The 18,989-nt window shown below is 69.7% G+C and carries 14 protein-coding genes; 13 read left to right on the forward strand and 1 reads right to left on the reverse strand.

The features are described from left to right. Positions 1-51 precede the first annotated feature (51 nt). Both aspS and CA12_RS20770 read left to right on the forward strand, forming a co-directional pair. Positions 52-1,890 carry an aspartate--tRNA ligase gene (gene aspS / locus CA12_RS20765; RefSeq protein ID WP_145361032.1) on the forward strand — a complete coding sequence of 613 codons (1,839 nt, stop codon included), beginning with the start codon at positions 52-54 and terminating at the stop codon, positions 1,888-1,890. 79 nt (positions 1,891-1,969) lie between these two features. Continuing rightward, on the forward strand, positions 1,970-2,260 hold the full coding sequence (locus CA12_RS20770) for a hypothetical protein (RefSeq protein ID WP_145361033.1): 291 nt from the start codon (positions 1,970-1,972) through the stop codon (positions 2,258-2,260). 15 nt (positions 2,261-2,275) lie between these two features. Here CA12_RS20770 and CA12_RS20775 read toward each other — a convergent pair whose 3' ends face one another. Beyond that, the gene (locus CA12_RS20775; RefSeq protein ID WP_165700902.1) at positions 2,276-2,755 is read right to left on the reverse strand and encodes a DUF1569 domain-containing protein; all 480 of its coding nucleotides are present in this window, start codon (positions 2,753-2,755) and stop codon (positions 2,276-2,278) included. Between the two features lie 193 nt (positions 2,756-2,948). Here CA12_RS20775 and CA12_RS20780 point away from each other — a divergent pair, with 193 nt between their 5' ends. The 11 genes from CA12_RS20780 (at position 2,949) to CA12_RS20830 (ending at position 18,986) form a co-directional block, all read left to right on the forward strand. Then, positions 2,949-3,971 (forward strand): ATP-binding protein, encoded by a 1,023-nt coding sequence (locus CA12_RS20780; RefSeq protein WP_145361035.1) that lies wholly within the window; start codon positions 2,949-2,951, stop codon positions 3,969-3,971. Positions 3,972-4,084: 113 nt separating this feature from the next. Further along, the gene (locus CA12_RS20785; protein ID WP_145361036.1) at positions 4,085-5,458 is read left to right on the forward strand and encodes a hypothetical protein; all 1,374 of its coding nucleotides are present in this window, start codon (positions 4,085-4,087) and stop codon (positions 5,456-5,458) included. A 194-nt stretch (positions 5,459-5,652) separates the two neighbouring features. Beyond that, positions 5,653-7,839: a carboxy terminal-processing peptidase gene (locus CA12_RS20790; protein WP_242688063.1), complete on the forward strand. Its 2,187-nt coding sequence runs from the start codon at positions 5,653-5,655 to the stop codon at positions 7,837-7,839. Between the two features lie 129 nt (positions 7,840-7,968). Further along, positions 7,969-9,060, forward strand: a complete 1,092-nt coding sequence (locus CA12_RS20795) for an ABC transporter ATP-binding protein (protein WP_145361037.1) — start codon at positions 7,969-7,971, stop codon at positions 9,058-9,060. Between the two features lie 5 nt (positions 9,061-9,065). After that, positions 9,066-9,863 (forward strand): hypothetical protein, encoded by a 798-nt coding sequence (locus tag CA12_RS20800; protein WP_145361038.1) that lies wholly within the window; start codon positions 9,066-9,068, stop codon positions 9,861-9,863. A 1-nt stretch (position 9,864) separates the two neighbouring features. Then, positions 9,865-10,674 carry an ABC transporter permease gene (locus CA12_RS20805; RefSeq protein WP_145361039.1) on the forward strand — a complete coding sequence of 270 codons (810 nt, stop codon included), beginning with the start codon at positions 9,865-9,867 and terminating at the stop codon, positions 10,672-10,674. A 153-nt stretch (positions 10,675-10,827) separates the two neighbouring features. Then, positions 10,828-12,273 carry an MFS transporter gene (locus CA12_RS20810; protein ID WP_145361040.1) on the forward strand — a complete coding sequence of 482 codons (1,446 nt, stop codon included), beginning with the start codon at positions 10,828-10,830 and terminating at the stop codon, positions 12,271-12,273. 9 nt (positions 12,274-12,282) lie between these two features. Continuing rightward, positions 12,283-13,395 carry an AAA family ATPase gene (locus CA12_RS20815; protein ID WP_207622056.1) on the forward strand — a complete coding sequence of 371 codons (1,113 nt, stop codon included), beginning with the start codon at positions 12,283-12,285 and terminating at the stop codon, positions 13,393-13,395. Positions 13,396-13,541: 146 nt separating this feature from the next. Then, positions 13,542-15,212, forward strand: coding sequence for a citramalate synthase (cimA, locus tag CA12_RS20820; protein ID WP_145361041.1), 1,671 nt, complete (start codon positions 13,542-13,544; stop codon positions 15,210-15,212). A gap of 104 nt (positions 15,213-15,316) precedes the next feature. Next, a complete protein-coding gene (locus CA12_RS20825; protein ID WP_145361042.1) occupies positions 15,317-18,436 on the forward strand; it encodes a valine--tRNA ligase in 3,120 nt (1,039 codons plus the stop codon). 127 nt (positions 18,437-18,563) lie between these two features. After that, positions 18,564-18,986: a bifunctional nuclease family protein gene (locus CA12_RS20830; RefSeq protein WP_145361043.1), complete on the forward strand. Its 423-nt coding sequence runs from the start codon at positions 18,564-18,566 to the stop codon at positions 18,984-18,986. Positions 18,987-18,989: the final 3 nt, after the last annotated feature.

Here is an 18,989-nt window from a genome sequence, read left to right on the forward strand (position 1 = left end):
CCCGTCCCGTTCCGCGGCCCGCCCCGCGTTCCCGTCCCGGTTCCCCGCCCGATGCCCGGCCCCCCGTCGTCCCTGTCGACCTCCCTGCGCACCCACACCTGCGGTGAACTGCGGGAGGGGCACGTCGGCGAGACCGTCTCCCTCTGCGGCTGGGTGGCGAATTACCGCGACCACGGCGGGGTGGTGTTCATCGACCTGCGGGACCGGTTCGGGCTGACGCAGCTCGTGTTCGATCCGGACGCCGGGGAGAAGCTGTCCGGCGACGGTCTGAACGCCGCCACCCACGAGCTCGCCCGCGGCCTGCGGGGCGAGGACGTGGTCCGCGTGACCGGCGCCGTGCACGCCCGCGGCGAGGGCCTGCGGAACCCCAAGCTCGCCACCGGCGGGATTGAGGTGCGGGCCTCGGCCCTGACGGTTCTCAACAAGTCCGCCACTCCGCCCTTCGAGCCCGGCGCCGAGCAACTGCCCGGCGAGGAACTGCGGCTCAAGCACCGCTACCTCGACCTGCGACGCCCGAAGTTGCAGCGGACGATGGAACTGCGGCACCGTCTGTCCAAGATCACCCGGGATTACTTCGACGGGCTGGGCTTTCTGGAAGTCGAAACCCCGATTCTCGGCCGTAGCACGCCGGAGGGCGCCCGCGACTACCTCGTTCCCAGCCGCGTGCACCCCGGGGAGTTCTACGCCCTCCCGCAGAGCCCGCAGCTTTACAAGCAGATCCTGATGGTCGGCGGGACCGACCGCTACTTCCAGATCGCCCGCTGCTTCCGCGACGAAGACCTCCGCAGCGACCGCCAGCCGGAGTTTTCGCAGGTCGACGTCGAGATGAGCTTCGTCGAGCGAGAGGACGTGCTGACGACGATCGACGGCCTCATCGCGGCCTACGCAAAAGAGCTGCGTGGCAAAGAGATCTCGCTTCCCCTGCCCCGCCTGACGCACGCCGAGGCGCTGGACCGCTTCGGCAGCGACAAGCCGGACACTCGCTTCGGGCTCGAATTGAAGGATATTTCCGACGTCGCCGCGGAGTGCGAGTTCGGCGTGTTCAACAAGACCGTCGCCGGCGGCGGCAAGGTGCGGGGCCTGTGCGCCCCGGACGCGGCCGCGAAGTACAGCCGCAAGGACCTCGACGGATTGACGGCGTTCGTCGGCGAGTGGGGGGCGAAGGGGCTGGCCTGGTTCCGCGTCGTCGAGGAGGAGGGCGCCATGAAGCTGCAGGCCCCGACGGCGAAGTTCTTCACCGCGGAGCAGCAGTCGGCGATCATCGAACGGCTCTCCGCCAAACCGGGCGACCTGGCGCTGTTCGTCGCCGACAAGCCCTCCGTGGTGAACGCCGCGTTGGCCAATCTGCGGAACCGGCTCGGCCGGGAGTTGGCGCTGTACGACCCGTCCGAACTGGCCGCCCTGTGGGTGCTGGAGTTCCCGCTGGTGGGCCGCAACGAGGAAGAGAACCGCTGGGAGGCGGAGCATCACCCCTTCTGCGCCGTCCATCCGGAGGACGTCGAGAAGCTGAAGTCCGACCCGGCCGCCGTGCGGGCGGAGAGCTACGACCTCGTCTGCAACGGCTACGAGGCCGCCAGCGGCAGCGTCCGGATCCACGACCCGGCCGTGCAGCAAACGGTCTTCGACCTGATCGGGATGGACAGCGAGGAGGCCGGCCGTCGGTTCGGCTTCCTGCTGGACGCCCTGAAATACGGCGCCCCCCCGCACGCCGGCATCGCGCTGGGGCTGGACCGCTGGGTGATGATCCTTGCCCAGTTGGAGAACATCCGCGACGTAATCGCCTTCCCGAAGACCCAGAAGGCCGCCGACCTGATGACCGGCGCCCCCGGCGACGTGGACGGCAAGCAGTTGGAAGAACTCCACATCCGCACCGTGGCGCCGCCGAAGTAGGCCCGGGAGACTGGCCCACTAGACGCGGCGGCGCCTGGAGCCTGCAATGGGACCGTTCGCCCCCGCCCCGAGCCCCGTCATGTCCGCCGCGCCGTCTGACGCCGACGCCGTTCTCGAACCGTTCCGGGGGGCGGAGGTCGTGCTGGATCTCGCCGCCCAGTGGGTTTACCTCGGCACGCTGAAGTCGTGGGACGCCGTGCATCTGGTGCTCGCCGACGCCGACGCCCACGATTTGCGGGATACGGCGACCACGCGGGAACTGTACGTCCTCGAAGCGGCCCGGCACGGAATCGCCCCGAACCGCAAGCGGGCGCTGGTGCGGCGTGACGCGATCGTCGGCCTCAGCCGGCTACGGGACGTCCTGACCTGATCTGACCGGCGGGCTTTATTTCGGTTCGAGAAAGCCGAAGTGGTGGGCGGTGTGAATCGCCTGCAGCCCGCGGGCCTCCTCGCGGGACATGCGGCCGAAGAACGGGCTGATGGCGTATTTGCCCTCGTGAGCGAGGAACCGGTCCGCAGCCCGGGCGAGCCGCTCGACGGCGGCGGCGTCCGCGGCAGGGTCGGGGGCGGGCGGGTAAAGGGTGCGGGCGACCGTGGGCGAGCCGGCCCGCATCGTCCCCTCCCGCAGGATCTGGTGCAGGATCCGCGGGCCGAGGGTGTGCCGAATCGCCAGCAGCGCCGGCTTGAACCACGGAGGCACCGGCGGGTAGCCGTCGATCGGGAAGGCCAGCCAGTCGGCGCAGTGATCGCAGACCTGACGCAGGTCCCAGTTGCCGCGGCGTTCGTACCCGCCCGTCAGCAGCCGTTCGGCCTCGGCGGGGGCTTCGCCGACGGAGGCGAAGGTCAGCGGGCGGGGCGCCGGCATGGGGGCGGGGGGAGCGGGAGCGACGGGGAATGGCGTCCCGCAGCGTAACGTGGATGAAACCGTGGGTGAAAACCGTACGAGCATGCCGGTTCGACACGTCCCCGTTTGACGCCGCCCGGCGCCGACGGGATCGTGCGGTCCGCTCCCGGGTTCGCCGGGATGGTTCACTTCTCCCCCGTCGGTCGAGCCCGCTGTGCCCCGCCTGCTCGTCGTGGACGACCGTGAGAGCGACCGTCAGAAGGTCGCCAAGATTCTCCGGGATCTGCCGGACGTCGAAGTTGAGGAAGCGGCAGACCGCGACGCGTTTCTCGCCGCCCTGGAGGATCCGCCGGACATCGTCCTGACGGACCTCCAACTGCCGGACATCGACGGGCCCGCGGTGGTGCAGGCGGTTTGCGCTCGCTGTCCGTACGTGCCCGTGGTGCTGATGACCCGCCATGGCCTGAAGGCGGAGGCGGTCGCGGCACTGGAGGCGGGCGCCGCCAGCTTCGTGCTGAAAAAAGACCTGAAAAGCCAATTGCGGCTGACGGTCTTGCAGATGGTCGCCGTGGCGGGGGAGCGGCGTCGGCAGAACCGGCTGGCCCGCTGCCACACCCGTCAGCACCGCGTGCTGGACCTGCCCAGCGATCCGGAGATCATCGGCCCCACGGTGCGCTTGGCGAAGCGGATGGTGGAGGAAACCGCCGCCGTCCCCGCCGGCCCGAACTACGCCCCGCCGCGAAACGACCAGCCGGAGAACATCGGCTTCTCCGAGACCGACCGCCTGCGGATCGGCGTGGCGCTGGAGGAGGCCCTCACGAACGCCGTCTACCACGGCAACCTCGAACTGGACTCCGCCCTGCGGGACGAGGACGAGAGCCGCTACTACAGCCTCGCCCGGGAGCGGGCCCTGCTCCGCCCCTACAGCGATCGCCGCGTGCACGTCGAACTGACCGTCGCCCGCACCGGCGACCCGCGGCAGCCCGGCGCCGACAGCCCGGACGTGCTCGGCGGGATTCCCTCCGGTCCGAACCTGCGGTTCTACATCGAAGACCAGGGCGCCGGGTTCGATCCGCACTCGCTGCCGGACCCGACGGACCCGGAGAACCTCATGAAGGCCCACGGCCGCGGCCTGTTGCTGGTGCGGACCTTCATGGACGAGGCGACCCACAACGCCAAGGGCAACGCCCTGACGTTGGTGAAGACCGCCGGCCACCCCCCGAACGGCCAGGGTTAGAGGCCGCCGCGAATCAACGGGAGTCGCCCGGCGGCGCGTTCGTCAAACCGCCATGCCGGCCCGGGGCGGCGATCGCTACGATGCGGCCGCACCCACCCACGGAAGGTCCCCGCGTGTTCCCGATCGTTCGTCTCCCGACGCCCGTTGCTTCCCCGGCGACATGGGGCGTCGCGGCCTGGCTGCTCTGCCTGACCGGCCCGCTCGCGTCGTCCGCGGCGTTCGCCCAGGAGCGGGCCGTGCTGACGGACGCCCCCAGCGGCACGCACGCCGTCACGCTGACCGTCGCCGCGAAAGGGACGATCACCCCCCGCCACGGGGCGGACCCGCTGCCGGCGGAGGTGCGGGCGACCTACCGCTTTCACACCCGCCCCCTGCCGGTGGAGGGCGAGGGTCCGACCGGCCGCCGCAGCGTGCGGTACTACGACGCCGCCGGCAGCGAGCTGACGGTCGGCCCCCAGCCGACCTACGCCCGCCTCCGGGGCAGTCGGCGCATGGTCGTGGCGACCGGCATGCCGGTCGGGACGAGCGTGCTCTCACCCGGCGGCCCGCTGCGCTACGGCGAGTTGGAACTGCTCGGCACGCCGCTGGATCCCCTGCTGGTGGGCGGCCTGTTGCCGACCGGCAGCGTCTCCGAGGGCGACGACTGGGAACCGGCCGATTGGGTCGGCCCGGCGCTGGCGGGGGTGGAGGCCGTGGGCGAGAACCAGCTTCGTTGCAAACTGACCGCCCTGACCGACGCGGAAGCGCGAGGGACGTTTCGCGGCAAGATCGCCGGGGCGACGGACGGGGCGTCCCTGACGGTGACGTTCGACGGCACGTTCGCCTACGACCGAGCCGCCAAGGCGATCACCGCCGCGACGCTCAACCAGACGGTCGAGGGCAGCCCGGGGCCGATCTCGCCCGGCGTGAATCTCGCCTTCAAGGCGAGCCTGACCCGCACGCCGGAGCCGGACGCCGGCCCGCTGGACGCCGCCGCCCTGCGGACCGCCGCCGACGCCGTCCGCACCCCGGAGCAGATCGAGGCTGCGGAACGTGTCGAACTGGTCACGCCCTGGGGCACCCGGGCGGAGCTGGACCGGGACTGGCGGTTCGTCAATCAGTCCGCCAAGGCGGCGGTGGTGGTGCGGATGGACCGCGGCGCCCCGGCGATCGTCGCCACCCTCACGCCGCTGGACGACGCCGAGGAGGGCGCCGAACCGGACGCCGCCGCCTTCGAGCGCCGTGTCCGCCTGACCCTCGAGAAGGCGCCGGGCACGATCGAGACGACCGCCTCGCTGGACCTCCCGAACGCCGAGGACGCCGGCCGGGCGCTGCTGCTGGTCCGGGTGAGCGGGAAGGACGCCGCCGGCGACCCGCAAAACCGCGATCACTACCTGCTGGCCGACGGGCCAAAGCGGGCCGAGATCGTGTTCGCCTACCCGCCGAACCGCGAGGCGGAGGTGGGCGAACTGGCGTTCCCGCTGCTGGACGCCGTCCGTTGGCGGTAGCCGCACCGGGAGCCGTCGCCCGCCCGCCGCGGCGGGATTTCCCTGACGAATCGGCCCACGTCGGCCGTCTTGTCTGCGTAAGATCGTTGCCCTAGAACGGATCGGACGATTCCTCCCCGCCCTTCCCGACGGGCCGGGCGGCGCTCGTTCCCGCACTGACGCCCCCGCCCCGCCGCCCCGCATCGGACGCCCCCGTGATCGAACCCCGCCCCGCCCCGTCGTCCCACGTTCCCTCGCCGAAGGGGGCGGCTCCGACGGGGAACCCCACGACGGGCGGCCGTGCTTGGCGGGCGGTGTTGATCGCCGCCTCGCTGACCGTCACCGCTGGCCTCGCGGTGCCGCTCTTCGCCCAGAACGAAGTCGGCGAAACCACCCGGGCCGACGCCACGACCGCCCGCATGGCGGCGGAATTGCTGGACCGCTACCACGTCTCCGGCAAGACGATCGACAATGAGGCCTCGAAGCGGCTGTTTACGCGCTTCTTCGAGTCGCTGGACCCGGCGAAGCTGTACTTCGAGCAGTCCGACCTCGAAGCCTTCCGCCGCTACGAAACGCAACTCGACGACGCCGTCCGCCGCGGCGACCTGACCTTCGTCAACGCCGTCTACGACCGCTACGGGGAGCGGCTCGAACAGCGGGTCGCCTTCGCCCAGCGGCTGATCGACAGCGAGTTCGACTTCACCCAGGACGAATCCATCGTCTCCGACCCGGACGACATTACCTGGGCCGCCAGTCCGGAGGAGATGAACGAACGCTGGCGGAAGCGGATTAAATACGACGTGCTCCAGCTTCGGCTCGAGGACGAGGAGCTCAAGGCCATTCGCGAGCGGCTGCACAAGCGGTACAGCAACCTGCTGAGCATCCAGCGGCAGGTCGAACCGGCCGACAAGCTGGAGACGTTCATCACCGCCCTGGCGATGACCTTCGACCCGCACAGCTCTTTCATGAGCGAAAAGACGCTGGAGGACTTCCAAATTTCGATGAACCTCTCGCTGGAGGGCATTGGGGCCGCGCTGCAGAACGAGGACGGCTACGTCACCGTCAAGCAGATCATCCAGGGCGGCGCCGCCGAGGAGGACGGGCGGCTCAAGCTGGAAGACAAAATCATCGGCGTCGCCCAGGGAGGCGAAGCGGAATTTACCGACGTCGTCGAGATGCGGATCGGCAACGTCGTCCGCCTGATCCGCGGCGAATCCGGCACGGTCGTGCGGCTCCAGGTGATGCCCGCCGCCGGCGGCGAGGTTAAAGTCATCGAGCTGAAGCGCCGCAAGATTGAACTGAAGGACTCCGCCGTCCGCGGCGAGATCTACAACCTGCAGGAGCGCCTCGGGCTGGACCAGCCGCTGAAGGTCGGCGTGATCAACATTCCCAGCTTCTACCGGGACTTCGCCGGGGCCAACGCCGGCGTCGAAGGGTTCTCCAGCACCAGTCGCGACGTCCTCAAGGCGTTGCAGGCGTTCCGCAGCGCCGGCGGGGTGGACGCGGTCGTCGTCGACCTGCGGTACGACGGCGGCGGCGCCCTGACCGAAGCGATCGAGGTCACCGGCCTGTTCATCGACGAGGGCCCGGTCGTCCAGGTGAAGGACCCGGCCGGCAAGATCGAGGTTCACAGCGACGAACGCCCGGACGTCGCCTACGGCGGCCCGCTGGTCGTGCTGACCAACCGCCTGAGCGCCAGCGCCAGCGAGATCTTCGCCGGCGCCATCAAGGACTACGGCCGCGGGATCATCGTCGGCGACGAAACGACCCACGGCAAAGGCACCGTCCAGAACGTGATGCCCGTCCCGCCCAAGCAGTTGTTCAACCTGATCGGCAACGCCTCGCAGGGTGCCCTGAAGCTGACCATTCAGCAGTTCTATCGGGTGAACGGCGACAGCACGCAGAACCTCGGCGTCCGCAGCGACGTCGTGCTGCCGGACCTGTTGGACCACATGGAGTTGGGCGAGCAGTTCCTCGACAACGCCCTGGAGTTCGACCGCATCGCCGCCGCGGACTTCCGCCCGGTCGCGATGGCCAGCCCGGCGATCGCCGCCAAGTTGCAGGAGGCCAGCAAGGAGCGGGTCGCCGCCGACCCCGAGTTCGCCAAGACCCTCGAGCGGATCGCCCGCTACGAGCGGGACAAGAACCGCAAGACGGTCTCCCTGAACGAGGACGTCCGCCGGCAGGAGCGGGCCGAGTTGAAGGCCCTGTCCGACGATGAGGACGGCGACGAGGAGGAGGACCTCCAGCCCACCCCCGGCGAAGGCCCCGTGCTGCCGGAGAGCGCCTACAACGACGAGGTCCTGCGGATTACCGCCGACTATGTGCGGATGTTCCGCAGCAACTCCACCGCCCAGCGGGCGAACCCGAACGAGCCGGCGATCGCCGTGCCCGGTTCCTGAGGTCCGCGACGTAACAGCAGTTTGCATCCACAGCGTCCCGGACCCTCGGAGGGTCCGGGACGCTGTCGTTTTGGCCCCCGCCGCGATCGCGGGGGCGGTTCTTTTCCGCGACCCGGTTAGACTGTCCGCATGTCCGTCGCCGCCCCGGAAGCCCCCGCCGTCGGCACCCGTCCCGCCTCAGCCGCCGCGGGCGCCGACCGGACCGGCGACGGCTCCGCCGCGATCGAGGCCCGTGGCCTCACCAAGACCTACCGCGTCTATCGCAAACGGGAGGGCCTGCTCGCCGGCATCGGCGGGCTGTTCCGGCGGGAATACAACGAGGTCCACGCGGTCCGGGACGTGTCGTTCCGCGTCGAGCGGGGCGAGATGCTGGCGTTCCTCGGCCCCAACGGCGCCGGAAAAACCACGACCCTCAAGCTCCTCGCCGGTCTGATCCACCCCAGCGACGGCGAGGCCTCGGTGCTCGGCTACACCCCGTGGGAGCGGGCGAACGCCTACCGCCGCCGGTTCAGCCTCGTGATGGGGCAGAAGAACCAGCTCTGGTGGGACCTGCCGGCTCAGGAGTCGTTCAACCTGCACCGCGAAATTTACGGCGTCCCGCCGGCCGAGTTCGCGCAGCGCCTGGACGAACTCGTGGACTTACTCAAAGTCCGCAAGTTGATCGGCCAGCCGGTGCGGGAACTCTCGTTGGGCGAGCGGATGCGGATGGAATTGATCGCCGCCCTGCTCCACGCCCCGGAGGTGCTGTTTCTCGACGAGCCGACGATCGGGCTGGACGTCGTCAGCCAGCGGACGGTGCAGTCGTTCCTCAAAACCTATCAGGCGGAGCGCGGCACCACGGTGGTGCTGACGAGCCACTATATGAAGGACGTCGAGGCGCTGTGCGATCGAGCGGTGATCATCGACGACGGCACGATTCGCCACGACGGCCCGCTGAGCGAGATCGTCGAGCGGTTCAGCACCCATAAGATCATCGAATTATCCTTCGCCGGCGAGGTCCCCAGCGACCTGGCCCGCTACGGCACGCCGCTGAAGGCGATCGCTCCCCGCGCCCGTATCGAAGTGGCGCGAGCCGAGATTCCGCGCGTGCTGGCCGACCTATTGGACCGGCACCGGATCGAGGACGTGAGCGTCAACGACCGGCCGTTGGAAGAAGTGATCGCGGACCTGTTCGGCGAGCAGGCGGACGCGGACGCCGCCGCTGCCGGGGCCGCGGCGTGAGCGGAATGCGACGACTGCTCGCCGCCCTGGGGCTGGTTCTTCGGCCTCTCGTCTGGTCCTTCGCCCTGATCGGCGTGACGGCGATCGCCTTCCCGCCAACGGCGCGGACGATTTCCTATTCCGGTCCCGACCGCCTGACCGTCGCTCTAGACAGCGGGTTCGAAAAGCTCGACCCCGACGCCGGTTGGTTGTATCCGGTGGTTTTAGAAGTGGCGATCCCCCGGCAGAAGCCGGCGGTCGACGACCGCAGAGCGAACGAATGGAGCGCCCCGTGGCTGGGGGTGAGGTTCTATCGCAGTTATTCAGCACGCTCCGAACGCCTGGTGTTGGGCCTGCTGCCGCTCTTCGTTCTGACCTCGCTGCTCTTCTGGGGCGTGCGTCTCCTGCAGGACCGCGGCGACGTGGCGGCGGAACCGAGCCTGCCGTTGCGCATTGTGCGTTGCTGGTGTTGGATCGCCGCGATCGTCGGGGCGGCGCTGACGGTCAGCGCCTCGGCCTGGGGATCATCGTTCAGTCCGGCGGTCTGCGCGAGCGGGTTCCCGGTCGATGCGGCCCGCGGGGCGCGTGGCCTCCGAATCATCTGGGTGCGGGATCACGGCCGCGTCGACGTCGGGCGGTCCCGGCAGATGGACTCCCATGTCTGGCCGGGCGTGCGTTACGGAGTCCGAAATTACGGGGCGGCGACGTATCGGTATCTCGTCCTCCGCCTGCCCGCGTTGGCGCTGATCGCGTTGGCGGCAAGCGGCGTCACCTACGTTCGCTGGCGGAGAGAACGCCGCCCAATTGCAGCGGGAGTCGTCTGAAATGTCATTCCGGCTCAATTGGTGGATCCTGAAAACCGCGATGGCGGAGCGGCTGGCGTATCGGGCGGACTTCGCCTTTAGCACGCTGGTGCGGTTCCTGCCGATCGTCACGCAGATTTTTCTGTGGACCGCGGTCTACGCCGGCGCCCAGTCCGACAGCCTGAACGGCTATTCCTTGCCGGAGATGGTCAGTTATTACCTGCTGGCGATGGTCGGCCGGGCGTTCAGCAGCATGCCGGGGCTGGCCAGCGGCATCGCGTTGGAGGTGCGGGAGGGGGTCGTCAAAAAATACCTCACCCAGCCGATCGACATGCTCGGCTACCTGTTCGTGCACCGGGTGGCCCACAAGCTGGTCTATTACCTGATCGCCGCGGGGCCGTTCGCGCTGGTGTTCTGGCTCTGCCGGGACTATCTGCCGGCGTGGCCGGGGTTCGCCGTGTTCGAGGCCTTCCTGGCGAGTCTGGCGCTGGCCTTCGTGATCGGGTTCCTGATTGAAAGCCTGATCGGGCTGATCAGCTTCTGGTTCCTGGAGATCAGCAGCCTGCTGTTCATCTATATGATGTTCAACTACTTCCTCAGCGGGCACATGATCCCGTTGGACTGGCTGCCGGAGCCGGTGACGGCGGCGGTGGTCTGGCTGCCGTTTAAATATTTGGCGTACGTGCCGGCGGCGATCTTTCTGGGCAAGTACTCGCCGGAGGAGTTGCCCGGCGTGCTGCTGACCGGGGCGGCGTGGGCGGTCGGCCTGCTGATCGTGAACCGCGTGGTCTTCCGCCGCGGCGTGCGGCGGTACGGGGCATTCGGGGGGTGACGCCGGTGGCGTCGGCCTCGGACGGATTCGTCCCGTTGGATTCCTGTGAAGTGCGTTGGAACGGGGATCACCCCGATCGGCGGCCCGTGTCCTCCGCGTACACTCCCGCCCCCGCCGCGCGCCCCGTCGGTCGCCGTCCCGCCCCGCTGCCGCATGACTTCTGCTGAACCGTCCCCGCCGCCGCCCGCGTCCCCGTCGATCCGCCCAAGGGCGGAGGTGTACCACGCCGCCTTCTGGGTCGCGTTCGCGGCGAACCTGCTGGTGGTTTCCTCGAACGCGCTGACGTTTCGCTTTGCGGAACTGGTCAACTTCCTCGGCGGCACCGAGGGGCTTGCCGGGCTGACGGTCTCCGTGGCGACGTTCGGGGCGGTGGCGGCCCGGTTCAAAATCGGGGAGGCGATCGACCGGCTGGGCGTGCGGAAGGTGTGGGCCGCGTGCAGCGCCCTGGGGGTGAGCGGGGCGCTGACGCTCGCCGCCGCCGGGCCGCTGGCCGAGGCGCTGCCGCAAGACGCCGGGCCGGCGCTGGCCTGGCTGGGCGAGCGGCTGCCGATCTTCCTCGGGCGGCTGCTGTTCACGGTCGGACTGGCGGGGCAGTTCGGCTGCTCGCTGGTCCACATCCAGAACATCGTGCCGGCCAGCCGCCGCACGGAGGCGATCGCCACCTTCGGCAGCTCCGGCTTCCTGGGGATGATGACCGGCACGATCTTGGGCGACGTGATCTTTTATCACGCCGTTGGGACGAACCGGTACGTGGCCCTGTTCGGCGCCAGCGCGGTCTGCGGCGTGTGTTATCTGCTGTTCACCCTCTACCTGACCCGCGGCGCCCGGCACGCGGCCCCGACTGAACGGGCCAGTTCCTTCGCCCTGCTCCGCCGATACTGGCCCGGGCCGGTGACGCTGGTGGGCGGAGCCATGGGATTAGGGTTTGCCGTCTCGACCGTGTTCCTGACCCGGTTCGCCACGGCCCGCGGGCTGCCCGGGATCTTCCCGTTCTTCATGGGCTACGCGATCAGCGCCTTCACCTTTCGGGTGCTGACGCGGCATTGGAGCCAGAAGGTCGGCCGGCACCGGATGATCGACTTTGGCCTCGCCGGGCAGATGGTCGGGTTCCTCTGTCTGCCGCTGGTCTCCGAGGGTTGGCACCTGGTGCCGCCTGCGATCCTGGTGGGCTTCGGGCACGCCCTGCTGTTCCCGGCGGTCGTGAGTCTCGGCACGGAGACCTTCCCGCTGCGGTATCGGGGTACGGCCTCGACGCTGATCCTGGGGTTCTTCGACCTGGGCATGCTGATCTGCGCCCCGCTGCTGGGCGGGATGGTTGACCTGGGAGTGGCCTACGGGCTGTCGGGCGGGACGGAGTTCGTCCCGATGTTCGTCGGGGCGGCGCTGCTGGTGGGCGGGATCGGTGTGTACTACCACTTTGCCGCCGGACGCCGGGAGGACGTGGACGTGCTCGCGGAGGCGGAGAAGCGGGGCGAACTGCACGGCGTCGCCGAGCGGTCGGCGCATCCCGCGGGGGCGGCTCCTCCAACCGGCCGGTTCGAGCCGATCGGTCCGCGTTCGGAGCACGCCGCGCGGGAACCGATCGTCGCCGGTCGGTAGGGTTCAGGCGTGCCCGCCAACGCCCCGCCCGTCGCCGCCGCGCCCGTCGCCGCCCCGTCTCCCGCCGAGGGGCCGGCGACCGAGGCGGATCTCGCCGAACTGGACCGGCTGGCCGCCTCCTATCGTTCCCTGACGGAGCAGATCGGCCGGGCGATCGTGGGGCAGACGGAGGCCGTCGAGCAAACCTGCGTCGCCCTGCTGGCCGGCGGGCACGCGCTGCTGGTCGGCGTGCCGGGGCTGGCGAAGACGCTGCTGGTCCGCACGCTGGCGGAGGCGCTGGACCTGGACTTCAACCGCGTGCAGTTCACCCCGGACCTGATGCCGGCGGACGTCAGCGGCGGCGAAGTCCCGAACCACTCGGGGGGCGACGGCCCGTCGTTCCGGTTCGAGCCCGGGCCGATCTTCACGAACGTGCTGCTGGCCGACGAGATCAACCGCACCCCGCCGAAGACGCAGGCGGCGCTGCTGGAAGCGATGCAGGAGCGCCAGGTGACCGCCGCCGGCCGCCGGCACCCGCTGCCGGACCCGTTCTTCGTGCTGGCCACGCAGAACCCGATCGAGAGCGAGGGCACCTACCCCCTGCCCGAGGCGCAGCTCGACCGGTTCCTGCTGCAAATCGCGATCGACTACCCCTCCGAGGAGGACGAGGTGGAGGTCGTCCGCCGCACCACCGCGGGGGCGCCGCCGCGGATTGAGCCGGTGATCGGCCGGGACCAGTTGCTCGCGGCCCGGGCGGCGGTCCGCAAGATCGCGGTGAGCGACTCGACGCTGCGGTACGCGACTCGGCTGGCCCGGGCCAGCCGCCCGGGGGCGGACGTCAGCGGGGTGAACCCGGGGGCGTTGGAGTTCGTCTCCGAACATGTCCGCTGGGGCGCCGGGCCGCGGGCGGCGCAGGCGTTGATCCTGTGCGCCAAGGCCCGGGCGGCGTTGCGGGGCGAGGTGCACGCCGGCGGGGACGACGTGGCGGCGGTCGCCCCGGCGGCGCTGCGGCACCGCATCCTGCCGAACTTCCACGCCGACGCCGCCGGCCTCACCGCCGACGACCTCGTCGCGCGACTGATTGCCGCCGTCCCCCGCCAGCCGGACGCCGGCCCGCGGTGGCTACGGGAGATCCTGCCGTAGCGTCCCCGAAGCGGACCGGCCGGTCGCGCCTCGTCGCCGCAGAGGCACGGTCCGCAGAGCGGACCCTACGAGACCGCCCCCTTTCGCCGTATCCTCCCCCCCGCCCCGCGTGTCCCTCGGGCGTCCCGTTCGCTTCTTCCGTGCTCATGTCCCGACGCGTCCAACTTTACGACACCACCCTCCGCGACGGCTCGCAGGGCGAGGGCGTCACGTTCAGCGTGCAGGACAAACTGCTGATCACCCAGCGGTTGGACGAAGCGGGCTTCGACTTCATCGAGGGCGGGTTCCCGCTGTCGAACCCGAAGGACGCCGAGTACTTTCAGCGCGTACGCGACCTGGATTTGAAGCACGCGACCGTGTGCGCGTTCGGGCTGACCCGCCGCAAGAACACCGCGGCCGAGGACGACGTCACGCTGAAGGCGCTGGTCGACGCCGGCACGCCGGCGGTCACGGTGGTCGGCAAGACCTGGGATCTGCACGTGAACGAGATCATGCGCATCGACCGGGCGGAAAATCTGGCGATGATCGCCGACTCCGTCGCCTTCCTGAAGGCGGAGGGAAAACGGGTGATTTACGACGCGGAGCACTTCTTCGACGGCTATCGCGCCAATCCGGACTTCGCCCTGGAAACGCTGCGGGCCGCGGCCGACGCCGGGGCGGAGATCGTGGTGCTGTGCGACACCAACGGCGGCAGCCTGCCGGACTTCGTCGCCCGGGCGGTGCACGCCGCCCGGGAGGCGATCCGCTGCCCCGTCGGCATCCATTGCCACAACGATTCGGACCTCGCCACCGCGAACACCCTCGCCGCGGTGCAGGCCGGGGCGATTCAGGTGCAGGGCACGATCAACGGCATCGGCGAGCGCTGCGGCAACGCGGACCTGATCGCCGCCGCCGCGAACCTCGCCCTCAAACTGGACTTCGACGTTCTGCTTCCGGCCCAGGACGGGGCCGGCGGGGTGCAGCACCTCACGGAACTCAGCCGCTTCGTCTACGAGACGGCGAACTTGGCGCTGCGTCGCGGCCAGCCGTTCGTGGGCTCCAGCGCCTTCGCCCACAAGGGCGGGATGCACGTGCACGCCGTCAATCGGCTGGCCAGCAGCTACGAACACATCGACCCGGCGAAGGTCGGCAACGAACGGCGGATTCTGGTCTCGGAACTATCCGGCCGCTCCAACATCGTCGCCGCGGCGACCAAGCTGAAAATCGACGCCGACGACGCCCTGATGCGGACGGTGCTGGCGAAGGTCGTCGAACTGGAGCACGCCGGCTATCAGTTCGAGGCCGCCGAGGCGAGCTTCGAACTGCTGGTGAAGAAATGCGCCGGCACCTTCCAGTCCCACTTCAACCGGGACCATTACCGGGTGAATATCGAGAGCGGCCAGGAGACGCGCGTCGCCGGCGAGGAACCGGTGACGGAGGCCAGCATTAAGCTCCGCATCCCCATGCCGGACGGCTCGGAGGAGGTGCGGCACGAGGTGGCCGAGGGCGACGGCCCGATCAATGCCCTGGACGCCGCCCTCCGGAAGGCCCTGTTGCCGGTCTACCCGCAGCTCGCCGAGGTCACGCTGACGGACTACAAGGTGCGGGTCATCAACCCGACCGAGGGCACCGCGGCGAAGGTGCGGGTAATGATCGAATCCCACGGGTCCGGCCCCGGCGAGCCGGCGGACTGGTCGACGGTCGGCGTGAGCGAGAACGTCGTGGAAGCCAGTTGGCTGGCCCTGTGCGACAGCATCGAATACGCCCTGGCCCGGACCGCGGCACCGGAAGCGACCGCGGAGGAGTCCGTCCAACCGCCCGTCCCCTCCCCGTCCTGAGTCCGCGGGCGGGCCCGGTCGCTCTCCTCCCCTCTGCCCCGCGGGTCTCGCCGACCCGCCGCCCTCCACGGCTGAACGAAACGGCCGATCTGCTAGAACACGTCATGGATCTTCCGAAGCAGTACGACCCCGCCGCCGCGGCCGCGAAGTGGACCCCGGTTTGGGACGAGGCCGGCGTCTCGCACGCCGATCCGCCGGAGACGCTCGGCGTCAGCCCGATCACTGACGCCGCTGAAACGGTTCCGGACGGAGGCGAACCGAAGCCGCCGCACGCGGTGATGATCCCGCTGCCCAACGTCACCGGCGCCCTGCACATGGGGCACGCCCTCAACGGCACGGTGCAGGATCTCGTCACCCGCTGGCGGCGGATGCAGGGGTACGAGGCCCTCTGGCAGCCCGGCACCGACCACGCCGGCATCGCCACGCAGGCGGTCGTCGAGCGACGGATGCTGGAGGAGGAAGGCCTCACGCGGCACGACGTCGGCCGGGAGGCCCTCGTGAACCGCATCTGGGCGTGGAAGGAGACCTACGAGGGCCGCATCCTCGGGCAGCTCAAGTCGCTGGGGGCCAGCGCGGACTTCCGCCGGACCCGGTTCACGCTGGACGAGATGTGCAGCCGGGCCGTCCGGGCGGCGTTCTTCAAGCTGTTCAGCGACGGCCTGATCTACCGCGGCAAGCGGCTGGTCAACTGGGATACCCACCTCCAAACCGCCGTCGCCGACGACGAGGTGTTCGAGGAGGAAACGCAGGGGCACTTCTGGACGTTCCACTACCCCGTCGTGGACGAGGACGGGCAGGACACGAAGCGGTCCATCCAGTTCAGCACGACCCGGCCGGAGACGATGCTGGGCGACGTGGCCGTCTGCGTGCACCCCTCGGACGCACGCTACACGGAGTTGGTGGGCGAACGCGTCCGCGTGCCGCTAACCGGCCGGCTGGTGCCGATCATCGCCGACGCCCTGCTGGCCGACCCGGAGAAAGGCACCGGGGCCGTGAAGGTCACCCCCGCCCACGATCCCAACGACTACGCCTGCGGCCTGCGAAACGGGCTGGAGATGCTGAACGTCCTCAACCCGGACGGCACGATGAACGAAGCCGCCGGCCCGTTCGCCAGACTGGACCGGCTGAAGGCCCGCGGCAAGGTCGTGGAGGCGATGGACGAACTCGGCTTCTACGACGGCGTCGAGGACCGGGTGATCCAGCTGAAGCACTCCGACCGCTCCAAGACCCCGGTCGAACCGCTGCTGAGCGACCAGTGGTTCGTTCGCATGGGCCCGTCCGAGGACGGCGCCGACGACGTGGACCTCGCCCAGTCCGCGATCGACGCGGTCGAGGACGGCTCCGTCCGGTTCTATCCCGGCCGCTATCAGAAGACGTACACCGACTGGCTCGGCGAGAAGCGGGACTGGTGCATCTCCCGCCAGTTGTGGTGGGGGCACCGGATTCCGATCTGGAGCCGCACCTTCCCCGCCGGGGAGTTCGATCCGAAGTACCCGGACGGGTGGGAGATTCCCGCGGACGAGTCCGGCCGCGTCGCCGTGCAGACGACCCGCGACGCCGAGGCCGATACGGTCACCGTGCTGATCTGCATCGGCGAGGGGGCCGAGGACCTGGAGGAGAAGTACGCGGCGGAGGGCTTCGAGCAGGACCCGGACGTGCTCGACACCTGGTTCAGCAGCGCCCTGTGGCCGTTGGAAACGCTCGGGTGGCCGGAGGAGACGCCGGACCTGTCGTACTTCTATCCCACCGCCGTGCTGGTCACGAGCCGGGACATCATCACCCTGTGGGTCGCCCGCATGGTGCTGTTCGGCAAGTACCTGCGGGCTCACCGTCCGCCGGAAGAACAGGTGCCGTTCAAGCACGTCTATATCCACCCGAAGATTCTGGACGGCTTCGGGCGGACGATGTCCAAGTCGAAGGGCAACGGCGTCGATCCGCTGGAGCTGGTCGAAAAATACGGTCCGGACGCCGTGCGGTTCACCATCGCCAGCTTCGCCGGGGAAACGCAGGACGTACGGCTGCCCGTCAGCTACGAGCACCCCGAAACCGGCGAGATCGTCCCGCAAACGCAGGCGCACACCGAGGCCAAGCCGGCGCAGGACGCCGACGGCAACTTCGTCAAACCGACCGTCCGCTTCCCCAAAGCCAAGGCGGACCTGCAGTACGTCACCCCCAGCTACGAACCGGACCCCGACGTGCCGGTGGCCCGGGTGGTGGCGGACCGCTTCGAGTACGGCCGGAACTTCTGCAACAAGCTCTACAACGCCGCCCGCTTCGCGGCGATGAACCTGACCGGCTACACGCCCGGCCCGGTCGCGGCGGAGGAGTTGCAACTCGAAGACCGCTGGGTCCTCTCCCGACTGGCGAAGGTCACCGAGGAAGTCGACACGCTGCTGGGCCGCTACCAGCTCGACGCCGCCACCCGGGCGCTGCGGGGCTTCGTCTGGGACGAGTTCTGCGACTGGTACGTCGAAATGGTCAAACCCCGCCTGCGACTGGCTGAAGGGGAAGAGCAGACCGACGAACGGGCCGCCGCCCAGCGGGTGTTGGTGCACGTGCTGGATTCGATCCTCCGGTTGCTCCATCCCTGGGCGCCGTTCGTGACGGAGGAGGTCTGGGCGAACCTGAAGGAGATCGCCCCGCAGCGCGGCCTGGCCGAGCCGACGGCGGCCGCCGACCTGTGCGCCCTCGCCCCCTGGCCGGCGGCCCGGCAGGCGGATGTGGACGACGCGCTCGAAGCCCGGTTCGACGCCTTGAAAGAAGTGGTCGTCGCCGTGCGGAACGTCCGCGGCGTCTACAACCTCCCGCCGGCGGCCCCGCTGCAACTGCACCTCCGCAGTGCCGAGGACTTCGCCGGGGACCTCGGTTCGATCGCGGAGCAGTTCGATCAACTCGCCCGGGTCGTGCTGGCGAAGGCCGGCGCCGAGGTGACCCGCCCGCCGGCCAGCGCGGCGTTCTCCCTGAGCGCCGGCGGCGAGGACGGCGGCCCGGCCGAGGGCTTCATCCCGCTGGGCGACGTGATCGACCTGGACGCCGAACGCGAGCGCCAGCAGGCCGAGGCGGAAAAGCTCCGCGGCCACATCGCCGGGCACGAAAAGAAGCTGTCGAACGACAACTTCGTCGCCCGGGCCCCCGCCGAGGTCGTCGAGGGCGTGCGAGAAACGCTCGCCACGCTGAAGGCCCAGCTCGCCGCCGCGGAGAACGTGCTGGCGGAGTTGTCGTAGCGGCGAGCTGAGGCGAGCGGTGGGCGTCAGCCCTCCGTGTTCTCCTACGCTTCCCAACACACGGAGGGCTGACGCCCACCGCTCGCCTACACTGTATTCCGCCCCGCCCTTCCCCCGGAGTTCGCCCGTGCTGGTGCCGATGCGCCTGAGCCGGATCATCCTGTCCGACATCAACGAACAGCAGGTCCTCTGCCTGACGGAGATCGCCGACGACGGCTCGGACGGCGACCGCACCTTTCCGATTCTGGTGGGCGAGTTCGAGGCCGGCAGCATCCGCCGGGCCGTCACCGGCGACGCCGCCCCCCGGCCGCTCACGCACGATCTGCTCAAGGCGGCGATCGAGGAGTTGGGGGCGGAGGTGAAGGACGTCGTGATCTCCCACCTGCAGGATCACACCTACTTCGCCAAGGTCCGCCTCCGCCGGACCGGTGAGGACGGCGCCGAAACCGAACTCGACAGCCGCCCCTCGGACGCCATCGCCCTGGCCGTCCACCACCACCCCCCCCGCCCGATTTTCGTCAGCGAGTCGGTGCTGGACGAGGTCACCTGAGCG

Source organism: Alienimonas californiensis (assembly GCF_007743815.1).
Classification (GTDB): Bacteria; Planctomycetota; Planctomycetia; order Planctomycetales; family Planctomycetaceae; genus Alienimonas; species Alienimonas californiensis.

Coding starts and splice junctions, on each gene's coding strand:
- aspS (WP_145361032.1), top strand. CDS start 52: ATGCCCGGCCCCCCGTCGTCCCTGTCGACCTCCCTGCGCACCCACACC.
- CA12_RS20770 (WP_145361033.1), top strand. CDS start 1,970: ATGTCCGCCGCGCCGTCTGACGCCGACGCCGTTCTCGAACCGTTCCGG.
- CA12_RS20775 (WP_165700902.1), bottom strand. CDS start 2,755: ATGCCGGCGCCCCGCCCGCTGACCTTCGCCTCCGTCGGCGAAGCCCCC.
- CA12_RS20795 (WP_145361037.1), top strand. CDS start 7,969: ATGTCCGTCGCCGCCCCGGAAGCCCCCGCCGTCGGCACCCGTCCCGCC.
- CA12_RS20800 (WP_145361038.1), top strand. CDS start 9,066: ATGCGACGACTGCTCGCCGCCCTGGGGCTGGTTCTTCGGCCTCTCGTC.
- CA12_RS20805 (WP_145361039.1), top strand. CDS start 9,865: ATGTCATTCCGGCTCAATTGGTGGATCCTGAAAACCGCGATGGCGGAG.
- CA12_RS20810 (WP_145361040.1), top strand. CDS start 10,828: ATGACTTCTGCTGAACCGTCCCCGCCGCCGCCCGCGTCCCCGTCGATC.
- cimA (WP_145361041.1), top strand. CDS start 13,542: ATGTCCCGACGCGTCCAACTTTACGACACCACCCTCCGCGACGGCTCG.
- CA12_RS20825 (WP_145361042.1), top strand. CDS start 15,317: ATGGATCTTCCGAAGCAGTACGACCCCGCCGCCGCGGCCGCGAAGTGG.